The organism is Legionella fallonii LLAP-10 (genome assembly GCF_000953135.1).
Classification (GTDB): domain Bacteria; phylum Pseudomonadota; class Gammaproteobacteria; order Legionellales; family Legionellaceae; genus Legionella; species Legionella fallonii.
Map to the genome: position 1 here is coordinate 1,616,214 of NZ_LN614827.1, position 13,228 is coordinate 1,629,441.

Here is a 13,228-nt window from a genome sequence, read left to right on the forward strand (position 1 = left end):
AAGAGGGGTAAACCACCACAATTTTTATTGGTAAGTGTTAGGACTTGAAAACAGATTCGGCTCTGCTTGAATTATTTTGCAAATGAACCAACAATAAAATGCAAATAGATTTTATTGAAAGGGGTTCTAACGCCTATACCAATTTGGTCGACGTGTTGCTAACGCAGTCATGTTACATGTTGTAGCAAACGTGATTAATGTTATTAATAAATTAACCGAAGATCTTGAGGTTACAGAAAATATGCGAAATGGTCTATCCCCCTATCATGGTGGGCATATTAATAGATATGGTGTATTTCCATTGAGCATGGATAGAGACAAATTAAGGGTTGAATACAAATTGAATTAAAATAGTACATCAAACGGACCTTTTCGTCAGAATCCCGGCCAACCCTCAATTTATCTCCCAACGGCTGGATTTTAGCGAATAACCAGTGTGTATTCACAGAGTTATCCACAGAAAATGGGGATAAGTGTGTGTTTATTTAATGTCAAGTAAATTGTAACGATCCATATAGGACAAGGGGTTTTGTAAAACAGGAGTTTAAACTTAAAAGAGAGCTAGACGAAAATTAGAATGATATCCACAAGGATAAATCGGATGGATAAGTTGATGTGGATTGCTATCATATCCAAAAAAATTATAAAAAAACAGTCTTGACTTATTCTTTTTTAATTCCAACAACTGAACAGCGATAAGTCACTATTAGTTTGTTCTTAGCGTTAGCTTTTTGCGACAGAACCAAGTCAGGTTCTGATAATCGAATCCACACATTGACTTAAATTTGAACTTCCGCTATAATTTTTCAACCTTTCCTCAGCTGTACCCCCGTCAATATGTGGTTAGATAATCATTCGTTATTAATTTCTTTGAGAGAAGATTTAGGCTACCGATTACCAGAAGATAGTTGTCATGGATTTGCAATTCGATGGCTTGAAGCATGCCTAGTTGGCGAAGAAAGCTTATTTGAAAACCGCATGAAAGAAATTCACTCCTATGGTGATTCATTGCTTGCTCGAATTCAAGAGGCTCAAGACAAAGAAGAAAATCAATTAACAGAAGAAGATAAAAAGCTACGGGATATTCAAGCTTTTTTTGATCACATGGAATTGCAGCAATCTCCAAATGATTATACCTCGCTTTTTGGTAGGCTATTTTCTCAATCAGACATTGAGTCCATTTCAGATATTGCTACTTCTGATACAATGCGTTCCCGGGGTGGATTATGTAAAATATATTCACATCCAGGGATGTACACAAAAGAAGAGATTACGCAATATTTTGATAAACTCGGCGATGTAGTGGATAGCGCTACAAGTAACTCATCAAATGAATGCTGGGGAATTCTTATAGGTGGATTTCATCATAGCCTTGCAGTAACCTATACCCTAGGAAGTGGGTGGCGGTTCATGGATAACGAACAATATCCCCCCTTAGCATTTTCTAAAGAGGAAACACATTTACTGGCCGATGAAATAATGAATGGTTTAGTAGTTGATCCCTCAATTCCATATATTGGTTTTAATACTTCGATTTTTACTGTCGCTGATAATAAGTTATTACCTGAAGTAACCGCAGCCCTTAATCAATTTGATGAAAAGCAGGTATTAACCGAGCAGATATTAAAGCGAGAGTCTAATGAATATGACTTAGCTTGTATTGCAACTCAAAATGAACATACCTGGGTTCTAGAGGAATATCTTAAATATGGGCTTGGGATAGACAAAAGTTATAACGATTATCCATTAATTTACTTGGCTGTGCAGCATGGAGATTTAGAAACTATAGAATTCCTCAGCAATAACGGCGTTGAAATAAATGCGTTAAATACCGGCTATACACCAATCTATTTAGCCGCAACGAAAGGTGATGTCGCATCTATATCCCTACTTGCTCAGATCGGAGCCGATGTAAATGAGGGACACTGCATTACTCTAGCTACACCTGTCCATATTGCAGCCAAGAATGGACACTGCCCTGCGATCTCTGAATTGGCTAAGCTTGGAGCAGACCTTAGCTCAGGGGATGATGAGGGAACTACTCCACTTCATGCCGCAGCTGAAGAAAATCATGTCGCAGCAATAATGACACTTATCGATCTTAAGGTAGATCCTAATATAACTGATGATAACGAAGCTACTCCGCTTCATATGGCTGCCAAACGCAATAATATAGAGGCTATTGAGATGCTTACCAGTTTGGGGGCAAACCCTAATTTTGGAAACTATAACGGAGCTACCCCTCTTCATATGGCTGCCAAACGAAATAATACAGAGGCTATTATTACACTTATTAAGCTTGGAGCAGATCCCTCCTTAATAGACAATAATGGAGCTACTCCTCTTCATATTGCCGCCCAAATGGATAATGGTGAGGCCATTACTACACTTGCCAAATTGGGAGTAGATTTGAATTGTCAGTTAGATAATGGAGCAACTCCTATTTTTTTAGCAGCTCAATATGGTTGTATTTCTGCATTAAAACAATTAATTAAAGCAGGCGTTAATGCGCATTCGACCTGTGAAATAACAGCAGAAAACCTTAGGGATCTAGCCCTTCATTGCTCAGAGAAAATTGCTACAAAAGAATACGCAGAAAGAATAGTTAACAACATGGAGCAGTTCATAAAGCAACATCATAGTGTAAGTAGACAAACAATCAGTATTACCCCTTATGATATGGCTTGTATCGTAGAAGAAGAGGAACTGCTTTGCTTTCTAGATAATAATCACCATAAAAGAAAGTTAGATATAGATCTTGGTTTTTTCTCCTATAATGATGCCAAAAAACTCAAAAAATCTCTTGCAATCAACATGATGCCTAGTGGCTCGCATTTATAATTTATAATTAAGGTAATGATTTTTGAAAACACCAGAATGCAGGAAAAACAAGCCTGTTGAATTAACTTAAAAGTATCCTGATTGTATGATTTGCTTTACCATGCTGTCTGTTTCCAAACAATAACTGACTTTTATGCTAAAAAAACTTATTCAAGAACAACAGATCATCGAGCTTTTGAACAAGCATTATGGAATTGATATACATGCAGCACAACTCATCCCTGGTGGCGCTGATATGAATGCATTGGCATATAAAGCAGATTCAAAATCCAATTCTTATTTCGTAAAGTTAAAGTACGGTTATCATAATGAAATTAATTTATCAATTATCCGTCTTTTGCATGACTCAGGAATAAATGAAATTATTTTTCCTATCCCCACACTCGAAGCAAAATTATTTCAGCAATGGGATCACTTTAAAATAATAGTTTATCCATTTATTCATGCGCCAAATGGTTTTACTCAAAATTTAACCGAAAAACAGTGGGAACAGTTGGGAAAAGTATTAAGACAAATTCATGAAACATCAGTTCCCTCCTTAATTCAACAACAACTAAGAAAAGAAATATACTCAACTAAATGGCGTGAAATAGTCAGGTCTTTTTATAGTAAAATTGAACTTGATGCTTCAGATGATAAAATTACTGCTGGTTTCAAATCTTTTTTTAATCAAAATATCGACTCAATTCGTCAATTAGTTGATTCCGCAGAAGAGCTATCTAAAAAAATTCAACCGGATTTAGATAAATACGTTCTGTGTCATTCTGATATACATGCGGGCAATGTATTAGTTGTTAATGAGGAGTCTATTTACATTATTGATTGGGATGAGCCCATGCTAGCACCAAAAGAGCGTGATTTGATGTTCATTGGTGGTGGCGTTTGTGGTGTATGGAATAAACCTCATGAAATCCACTATTTTTATGAAGGTTATGATCAAACAAATGTCGATAAAACAATTTTGTCTTATTACAGACACGAACGAATTGTTGAAGATATAGCAGAGTATGGACAAGACTTGCTTTCGCGTAATCAAAATGATGAGTCCAGACTTGAAAGTTTTAAACATTTTAAATCGATGTTTGAGCCAAATAACGTTGTTGAAACAGCTTTTGCTACAGGCCTAATGAAATAATTCGACTTTATTTATGTTTCGTAATCGTCGGGCAATTGTACTACCTTAAGAAAAGGAAGGAAAAATCGTAGCTCGGATGAGTACAGCATAATACGGGAATGCCTAGCTCAGTGCACTGAAATCCCGGATTACGCTGCGCTCAGCCAGGTTACAAAAACTTAAGGTAGCGCCATTGATCAATTGGTTACCCGACCTATCTGGGCTTATTGAGATTTTCCTCTTAAATCGATATCCCATATATCAATAACCTTATCATTTTCAACTATATAGAATTTATCAAATAGATTAATTGTTGGATCACAATGAGGAACGATAAGCTCTAAAATTTCCCCATTAGTGGGTAGCGACGCATTATTTAAAGCAGTAATTTTTCCGTGTTCATCCCCAAAACCACCCCAATCGTACTCCAAATCGTTATGGCTAATAATTAGAGGACGATGTTTTTTATCGACGTAAATGGATTTTGTGCCTGCATCAACGGTCACATGTTCTTTTCTATTAGAACTAATCACCGTAGTAAGAAGCGTCATTGCTGGTTTAAATGTGTGAAAGCATTGACTATTTTCTTTGGATCCAATGACAGAGTATTCTACATCCATGACTGTGTATGAACCAGGCTGTATTTCTGTAACCCCGGCTTCGATATCGATATCATAAGTTCCTGTCCCTGCCCCTGTTACTATTGAACAATTTAAGCCATGCTCTCTGAAAATTTGTGCGATATTGCTGGCATTTCTCATTATATTTAGAGATGAATTTTTTCTTTCTTCATAAGATGAGATATGTTGAAGGTTCCCTGCATAGCACTGAATGCCCATGAGATTTAATGAGTTAAAGTTGTTTGTTTTTAAAGCAAAATCAAGCGCTAAATCCGGATTGACTCCAGTCCTACCTATTCCGGGATCAATATCGACTAAAACATTAATTTTGAATGAAATAGCATTGGCTGCTTCATTCAAATCATTTAGATTGTGTTCATTGTCGACAACAATGATTGTATCAGGCGCTTGCTGTATGCAAGATATTAATCTTCTAATTTTTTCTTTAGTTACTATTGGCGAAGTAATTAAAACATTACGGATTCCTTTATTAATAAGCTCTTCTGCCTCAGAAATTTTAGCTGCGCTAATACCTATTGCGCCGTATTCAATTTGAAGCTTTGCTAATTCTGTACATTTATGGGTTTTTACATGAGGGCGTATGCTGACATTATTTTTAATACCGTGGGCACGCATCAACTCCAAATTAGATATTAGCGTTTGTTTGTCTATTATCAGACAAGGCGTATCTAATTGTGATTTTTTTATATTGAAATTATTCATATTGATTTTGTGCCGTTATTTCGGTATCTCAAAAATACCAAAAAATGACTTATATGAAAATAGACGCAGCAAGCTGCAGCTCTGAAGCGGTTAAAAACATAGCGTGTAGTTTTTTTCATGATCATTATAAGCATTATAATGATTAACGATATGGTCTTACTTGAGTAAGCCTAGCAGAATTCCCGGTGTTACGCTCAAGAACATCATGAGTATGTAACAGTAATTCTCCTCAAAACCTACTTGCTAATAAAATCTTAAGCTATTTAGAGGTATACGGTCACATCGATAAACTAAAAACTAGGTGAAAAACAATGGCAGATTTTAATTTTATTTCAGATATTCTTTCAGGCACAACTTCAAAAGCAATAAATTCTGCGTTAACAAACTATAATGGAGCGCCTATACGTTCATTTTTCTTTACTCCTATCAAATCTACTACCAGTTTTGCAGTTAGAGCAACATCAATTGTTACTGATACACCCCAATTAGCTATGGCCTCGGCTGTTATCGCTTTATCTATCGGAGCCCATTTTTTAGCTACCATCGGTAATTTTGTCACTGGCAATTTTGAAGAGACCTTAGAAGGCCTGCAAGCGGCCGGAATATTCATGTTGATTTCCGCTGGTTTGGCTGTTGCTGCCCTATTTAGTCCAATCATTAATACAGTTGATTTATTGGGAGGTATGGTAAGTACTGTAGCTGAATGCTGCGCAAAACCTGATGAGTTTGACGAAATATTTAGAGATGAATTTTTTCTTTCTTTATAAGATGAGATATGTTGAAGGTTCCCTGCATAGCACTGAATGCCCATGAGATTTAATGAGTTAAAGTTGTTTGTTTTTAAAGCAAAATCAAGCGCTAAATCCGGATTGACTCCAGTCCTACCTATTCCGGGATCAATATCGACTAAAACATTAATTTTGAATGAAATAGCATTGGCTGCTTCACTCAAATCATTTAGATTGTGTTCATTGTCGACAACAATGATTGTATCAGGCGCTTGCTGTATGCAAGATATTAATCTTCTGATTTTTTCTTTAGTTACTATTGGCGAAGTAATTAAAACATTACGGATTCCTTTATTAATAAGCCCTTCTGCCTCAGAAATTTTAGCTGCGCTAATACCTATTGCGTCGTATTCAATTTGAAGCTTTGCTAATTCTGTACATTTATGGGTTTTTACATGAGGGCGTATGCTGACATTATTTTTAATACCGTGAGCACGCATCAACTCCAAATTAGATATTAGCGTTTGTTTCTCTATTATCAGACAAGGCGTATCTAATTGTGATTTTTTTATATTGAAATTATTCATATTGATTTTGTGCCGTTATTTCGGTATCTCAAAAATACCAAAAAATGACTTATATGAAAATAGACGCAGCAAGCTGCAGCTCTGAAGCGGTTAAAAACATAGCGTGTAGTTTTTTTCATGATCATTATAAGCATTATAATGATTAACGATATGGTCTTACTTGAGTAAGCCTAGCAGAATTCCCGGTGTTACGCTCAAGAACATCATGAGTATGTAACAGTAATTCCCCTCAAAACCTACTTGTTAATAAAATCTTAAGCTATTTAGAGGTATAATAGCGGTCACATCGATAAACTAAAAACTAGGTGAAAAACAATGGCAGATTTTAATTTTATTTCAGATATTCTTTCAGGCACAACTTCAAAAGCAATAAGTTCTGCGTTAGTAAACGATAATGGAGCGCCTATACGTTCATTTTTCTTTACTCCTATCAAATCTACTACCAGTTTTGCAGTTAGAGCAACATCAATTGTTACTGATACACCCCAATTAGCTATGGCCTCGGCTGTTATCGCTTTAGCTATCGGAGCCCATTTTTTAGCTACCATCGGTAATTTTGTCACTGGCAATTTTGAAGAGACCTTAGAAAGCCTGAAAGGGGCCGGAATATTCATGTTGGTTTCCGCTGGTTTGGCTGTTGCTGCCCTATTTAGTCCAATCATTAATACAGTTGATTTATTGGGAGGTATGGTAAGTACTGTAGCTGAATGCTGCGCAAAACCTGATGAGTTTGACGAATTTGACCAAAACTCTCCACAACCTCGCTAATTTTCACCATATTATTTATGGCAAATGCGCGCTCTTGGCGCGCATTGTTTATTGAGCTCATAAATGAATTATTGCCCTTCTCTCATTCAAAGAAATAATAAACTGCTTTGAAAGAAATACTCTTGTTTTCTTAATGAAAGTATCTGTAGAATCAAGTGTTTTCTACAAGATGATATTTCCAAATAAATTTTAATATCTTATAAAATCAACTAGATAAGGGAAGTAATGATAGGATATCCAACTTTAAAAAAGTTTATTTTACCTTTATTGGTAATCACACTCCAAGCCTTTTCATTTAACAGCTCATATACAGGATGCAACTCAATTACCGTCTAACTCATAATCTATGGATTAATTTATGATAACGTATTTAAAAAATTTATGTGTGGCGCTGCTATTAGTGGTTTGCCAAAGTACTTTTGCTGCAAAAAACCTTTTTTTTAATGTCTCAGCTACAGGAACACCAGCCAATATTAACCTTACCCTATGCTTAAATGGAAAAAGTGTTTTATCTTGTCAACATTATAATGTGTCGGCCTTAGCATTAAGCATACTTACAACAATACCCAACCATACCTATCCATTTGCTGGAATTAAAATAAATACGCCTGGTTATGTACTATCAGGTTGTAGCTTAACTAATAATGGATATTGTCTATTTTCAGTAAGTAACACGCAAGCAGCAACACTCTCACTCACGCCATCGACATGCCAGGCCGATGTAATTTCTTTTTCGCCAGCTGTAACGAAAGTAAATAATCCCATCGGAAACACACCTACGGCTCCACAACAGTTTACAATCCATATGACGATGTGTAATTCTCGTGGACAACCACTAATTCCCAGCAATAATAATCCAGTTCATGTGAATGTTTATGGTGCGCCAGATGGAGTTATTTCGCCAATCTCAACGACAACCAGCACAGGCTCAGTAACGTTTACCTATAGTGGCCAGTCGTTTCCCAATAATATTTCAATCAATGCATGGATTAGCGATAGCAGTAATAATGGTGCTGCACTTGGTGTCACCCAGGTACTGCAACAAAATACTCCATCTTGTACTTATGGTAGTACGAGCTATCAGGTTCCCCTAGTACAAACGCTACCTGATGCCTTACAAATCATGGCGGATGTAGGCTACGGTGTAACATCACCAACAACAACTCTAGCCTCTTATACTATTGACACCGGTTCTTTAGGCGTAGTTGTTCCTGTTCATGAACTACCAAAAAATGTTAGTGTTATAGGTCCTGGTGCGCCCGGAGTCAAATATTATGACAGCAGCGGCAATACTTATTCAGGAAACTATTACCTGGCGCCAGTAAGAGTAAAAATAGACAATGGTCTTGTGCAGACCATACCAATAATGGTTCTTGGGATTGATAAAGCTTACTGTAGTGGTCCAACCACCAGATCCTGTTATTCAAACCCTCCGTCGCCAGATTTACATTACATGGGCGTTGGTTTTAATCGAAACAGTACTACTGCTGGTGATTTGTTTAACTCACCCACAGCTAATGCTTTTCTTCATTTAACCAATGCAACAAATGGAACTGATCTGAGTCCAGGTTACTACCTTACTCCGAACGATACAACGACTGTAACAGGATTAACTCTCGGTATTACCAGTAGTAATGAATACAATGTTGTCAACTTATCGCCTAACCCCAATGTGCCAGGTGATTTTTATCCTCAAGCGGGTTGCTTTAGTTTTCCTCATCATTCGCAACCCAATCAGTTTTGTGGTACAGCGCTTCTCGATGTTGGAATTGACTCGATGTTCATTGACTTGCCCAGAGCCCAATGGCCAACTGGAACCTACAATTCAAAAGATGAGGTGCCTGCAGGAGTGGATATGTCGATCTTAATGGGGGCTTTAAGTACACCAGCGATGCAATACAGTTTTAGCGCGGTTGATGGCTCCCCTCCAAGCCATAGCCCTGCCCCCACTGTCGTACAATGGATTAACAGTACTGCAACCGGCATGGTCTTTGTTAATACTGGCCGCCGTCCCTTGTACATTTACAACTATTTTTACGATGGCCAATGTGGTCAGGTGGGCTTTAAACCATTGCCATAAATGTGTACAAAAACAATCCACACCTTAATTTATTTAAATTAAGGTGTGGATGTAAATCTACTCATGAAGGCAATTATAGAATACTTCCTAAGGCTTTTTGTGCTGTCAAAGTAAATACAGCCCCCTCAATTCACAGTCTGCACCAGCCTATGACAATAAATGAACTGAGTATCTCAAGGTGATAATCTGCAGTTACTTTTGCTGTATTCTCAAATGGTCTGCGTCAAGTCAATGTTACGAAGATAAGAAAAAGGTTGATGTTTTAAAATAAATCAATTGTCTTTTTGTGGAAAAAATTTGAACAACTCCTGATGTTTACTATACTTATAAAGAAATTTTCGCGGAAGCAAAAAACACCTTCACATTTGTCTTTACCTTAAATTTAAATAAGGTGGTTAACATGAGTGTTCAAGTTAGGAATATGGTCGAATTATTCCAAGAAAGAGTACAAAAAATCCCTGAAAAAAATGTGTATTACTTTTCGGAAACAGGATTGCATGAAAACAATGTAGCTTATAGCTATGGTTCACTTGAAGAAAAAATAATGTTCATTGCTGCTTTAATTCAAGAACATACCACACCTGGTGATCGTGTTCTGATGATTTTCGCACCGGGAATGGACTATCTGGTTGCTTTTTGGGCTTGCCTGTATGCAGGAGTAATCGCAGTTCCTGCCTACCCCCCTTTTAATAAAAATACCATCGAAAAAATTCAGGCAATTATAGAAAATGCTACACCCACTGTTATTCTTTCCAATACCACTATCATTACAAGCATAAAACGCTTGGGTATGGTAAAACGAATTGCAGAAAATCGTTTGATGAAAAAATTGTTGAAGCAATTTGCCAGCAAAACCGTAGAGCTCTTAGAGTGGGATTTTAAAAATTTCTTTTGGCTTGATATCAATCAAATTAAACATTTCTCAGGTTCTTGGAAAGCATTTAATAAAAAACCTGAGGATATCGCTTATCTGCAATATACTTCTGGGTCTACCTCGATGCCTAAAGGCGTCATGGTCAGCCATGAAAATATCTTGGCTAATATGGAGTTAGTGCATCAAACTATTGGAAAAACTACAGATGAGCGTCTAGTGTCGTGGTTACCTCCTTACCACGATATGGGATTAATTAGTAGCTTATTATTCCCAGTATATTGTGATTACCAAGTGATGATGATGTCCCCTGTAGTTTTTTTGCGAGCCCCCTTTTTATGGCTCAAGGCGATAAGTGAATTTCAAGGAACAATAAGTGGAGGACCCAATTTTGCCTTTGATCTTTGCACAAACAAGATTAATGAAGCGGAGCTGAATTCGGAACTCAATTTAAACCATTGGCGCGTAGCATATAATGGAGCTGAGCCCATTCAACATAATACCCTGGAAAATTTTTCTAAAAAATTTGCTGCTTTTGGATTTAAAAAAACTGCTTTCTATCCTATTTATGGTTTGGCAGAGTCAACAGTATATGTGAGCGGAGAAAAAGTCAGTTCGAATGAACCTCCTCATTATCTTTATGTAGATAAAGAAAGTCTGCAGAAAAATAAGGTCGTTGTTAACTCTCATAAGGAGGACTCAAAAATATTAGTTAGCTGTGGAAAACCTAAAATGCCCGCTCGGATTATTGTAGATTTTCCTACAGCAAAAATATGCGATGAAGGTGTAATTGGTGAAATATGGCTCAATGGGTCAAGCGTTGCAAAAGGATACTGGCATAAAGAACATGAGACTCAAGAGTCTTTTTTGGCCTCTCTTACTAGTGAACCTGATACCTATTATTTACGGACAGGTGATTTAGGCTTTATTTTAGATGGAAATTTATACGTTACCGGACGAATTAAAGATTTAATCATCATTAATGGAAAAAATTATTACCCTCAAGATATAGAGTTGGTAGTTGAGGCTAGTCATCCCTCTATTCGCTCCGGGTGTAGTGTAGCTTATGCAATAAGCGGTGATGATAAAGAAGAGGTTACTGTAGTTGCCGAGGTAAAAAATGCCACTTCAATAATATTTCCGGAAATTGCGCAAAAGATTTATGAGCAAGTTAATTTGAATTTTGGTATCCCGATACATGAAATTTCACTTTGCCTCCCCAAAAATATTCCAAAAACAACTAGTGGAAAATTAAGAAGATCTCATACTAAGTTGATGATTGAAAACAATCAATTACCCGTACTTTTTAAATGGAATCCTGTAGGTATATGATGAATATTAAAAAAAATGTTAAGTCAATCTCTTTAGCTCATATAGAACATTGGTTAATCACTCAAATTGCCAATATTTTGAAACAAAAACCTGAACACATTGATCCAATTAAACCGTTGTACACCTACGGCCTCGACTCGGTGCATATGCAAGAGATGTTTGCTGAAATTCAAAAAACATTTTTAATTGAACTGGATGAAAATTTTATTTTAAATGAAGAAAATATTAAAGAAACTGCTCAAATTATTAAAAAATACATTGAGTCTCAAAATGCTTATCCTGTGCTAACTGTACCAAAGGCGAAGGCTCATGGGCTAGAAAATATAGAAAACACTAAGTGCAAAGGAGATCCAACTGATTTTACCCTCTATGAGCCGTATCAAGAGTTTAAAAAATCCAAGGAACGCCTAGTCAATATCTTTTTTGATAAGCAAGAGGGAGCAGCAAGAGATACCTGTATTATCAATGGGAAAAAAATAATCAATTTCACTTCTTACAATTACTTAGGGTTAAGCACGCATCCGAAAGTAATCAGTCAGGCTGTACGTGTCATGCGTCAATATGGAACTTCTGTATCGGCAAGTCGCCTGGTTTCTGGAGAGAAAGTACTCCATACAGAGCTTGAAACTGAAATAGCTTCATTAATCGGAACTGAAGACGCAATTGTTTTTACTACCGGGCATGCGACAAATGTTAATACTATTGCACATTTATACGGTTCCCAAGATTTAATTATTTATGATGAACTTGCTCACAATAGTTTAATTTTAGGCGCCATTTATTCCGGAGCAACCCGTATTAGCTTTCCTCATAATGACTGGCACACCCTTGATAAGCTATTGCAACAGAATCGACAATATTATCAAAGAGCTCTCATAATAATTGAGGGAATTTACAGCATGGATGGAGATATATCTAATTTACCAAACTTTATTAAAATTAAACAAAAGCATCAAGCCTGGCTTATGGTTGATGAGGCGCATTCGATTGGTGTTCTGGGAGAAAAAGGAGGCGGGATTCGTGAGCATTTTGGCGTTGATGCCAATGCAGTTGATATATGGATGGGTACATTGAGTAAAGCCTTTGCCAGTTGTGGAGGATATATTGCCGGAAAGAAAGAACTAATTGAGTACTTAAAATACACTTGTCCAGGTTTTGTTTATTCGGTTGGAATGCCCCCACCCATGGCCGGAGCTGCTTTAGCGGCCATTCGCTTACTAAAAGAAGAACCAGAGCGGGTAGCAAAGCTCAAACAATTAAGCCGTTTCGCGAGAGAGACTGCTTTAAATTATGGCTTCAATATTGGTTTAAATGATCATACTCCTGTTTTACCAATTATTATCGGCGACTCCATACGATGTATATCTCTTTCGCATCAGTGTTTTTTACAGCAAATTAATATAAAACCAATAATTTATCCTGCTGTGCCGGAGAATTTAGCGCGCTTGCGAATTTTTATCACGGCAGAACACAAAGAGAGTCAGATAGAAAAAGCATTTAAGGTGTTATTTAAAAGCCTCAAAAAAGTTACCTGATGTTGACTTAATATCACTGTTCAATAACT

The 13,228-nt window shown here is 36.8% G+C and carries 9 protein-coding genes; 7 read left to right on the forward strand and 2 right to left on the reverse strand.

The window, feature by feature from the left end:
* Positions 1-190 precede the first annotated feature (190 nt).
* The 3 genes from LFA_RS19800 to aph(9)-Ia all read left to right on the forward strand — a co-directional run bounded on the left by LFA_RS19800 (position 191) and on the right by aph(9)-Ia (position 3,976).
* Positions 191-349 (forward strand): hypothetical protein, encoded by a 159-nt coding sequence (locus LFA_RS19800; protein WP_172653464.1) that lies wholly within the window; start codon positions 191-193, stop codon positions 347-349.
* Between the two features lie 488 nt (positions 350-837).
* The gene (locus tag LFA_RS06580) at positions 838-2,841 is read left to right on the forward strand and encodes an ankyrin repeat domain-containing protein (protein WP_045095475.1); all 2,004 of its coding nucleotides are present in this window, start codon (positions 838-840) and stop codon (positions 2,839-2,841) included.
* Positions 2,842-2,974: 133 nt separating this feature from the next.
* The gene (aph(9)-Ia, locus tag LFA_RS06585; protein ID WP_045095476.1) at positions 2,975-3,976 is read left to right on the forward strand and encodes an aminoglycoside O-phosphotransferase APH(9)-Ia; all 1,002 of its coding nucleotides are present in this window, start codon (positions 2,975-2,977) and stop codon (positions 3,974-3,976) included.
* Positions 3,977-4,179: 203 nt separating this feature from the next.
* On the opposite strand, the gene LFA_RS06590 is transcribed toward aph(9)-Ia, so the two are convergent.
* Entirely contained in the window at positions 4,180-5,298 is a 1,119-nt protein-coding gene (locus LFA_RS06590) for a DSD1 family PLP-dependent enzyme (protein ID WP_045095477.1), read from the reverse strand.
* A gap of 385 nt (positions 5,299-5,683) precedes the next feature.
* Complete coding sequence (locus tag LFA_RS18805) at positions 5,684-6,613, reverse strand: alanine racemase (protein WP_052673883.1); 930 nt, start codon at positions 6,611-6,613, stop codon at positions 5,684-5,686.
* A gap of 315 nt (positions 6,614-6,928) precedes the next feature.
* On the opposite strand from LFA_RS18805, the gene LFA_RS06600 reads away from it, so the two are divergent.
* The 4 genes from LFA_RS06600 (at position 6,929) to LFA_RS06615 (ending at position 13,199) form a co-directional block, all read left to right on the forward strand.
* A complete protein-coding gene (locus LFA_RS06600) occupies positions 6,929-7,381 on the forward strand; it encodes a hypothetical protein (protein ID WP_045095478.1) in 453 nt (150 codons plus the stop codon).
* Between the two features lie 358 nt (positions 7,382-7,739).
* Positions 7,740-9,461, forward strand: a complete 1,722-nt coding sequence (locus LFA_RS06605) for a hypothetical protein (RefSeq protein ID WP_045095479.1) — start codon at positions 7,740-7,742, stop codon at positions 9,459-9,461.
* Positions 9,462-9,861: 400 nt separating this feature from the next.
* The gene (locus LFA_RS06610; protein ID WP_045095480.1) at positions 9,862-11,664 is read left to right on the forward strand and encodes a fatty acyl-AMP ligase; all 1,803 of its coding nucleotides are present in this window, start codon (positions 9,862-9,864) and stop codon (positions 11,662-11,664) included.
* The gene (locus LFA_RS06615; protein ID WP_045095481.1) at positions 11,661-13,199 is read left to right on the forward strand and encodes an aminotransferase class I/II-fold pyridoxal phosphate-dependent enzyme; all 1,539 of its coding nucleotides are present in this window, start codon (positions 11,661-11,663) and stop codon (positions 13,197-13,199) included. The genes LFA_RS06610 and LFA_RS06615 overlap by 4 nt, the downstream gene beginning before the upstream one ends.
* Positions 13,200-13,228 lie beyond the last annotated feature (29 nt).

Coding starts and splice junctions, on each gene's coding strand:
- LFA_RS06580 (WP_045095475.1), top strand. CDS start 838: ATGTGGTTAGATAATCATTCGTTATTAATTTCTTTGAGAGAAGATTTA.
- LFA_RS06590 (WP_045095477.1), bottom strand. CDS start 5,298: ATGAATAATTTCAATATAAAAAAATCACAATTAGATACGCCTTGTCTG.
- LFA_RS18805 (WP_052673883.1), bottom strand. CDS start 6,613: ATGAATAATTTCAATATAAAAAAATCACAATTAGATACGCCTTGTCTG.
- LFA_RS06600 (WP_045095478.1), top strand. CDS start 6,929: ATGGCAGATTTTAATTTTATTTCAGATATTCTTTCAGGCACAACTTCA.
- LFA_RS06605 (WP_045095479.1), top strand. CDS start 7,740: ATGATAACGTATTTAAAAAATTTATGTGTGGCGCTGCTATTAGTGGTT.
- LFA_RS06610 (WP_045095480.1), top strand. CDS start 9,862: ATGAGTGTTCAAGTTAGGAATATGGTCGAATTATTCCAAGAAAGAGTA.
- LFA_RS06615 (WP_045095481.1), top strand. CDS start 11,661: ATGATGAATATTAAAAAAAATGTTAAGTCAATCTCTTTAGCTCATATA.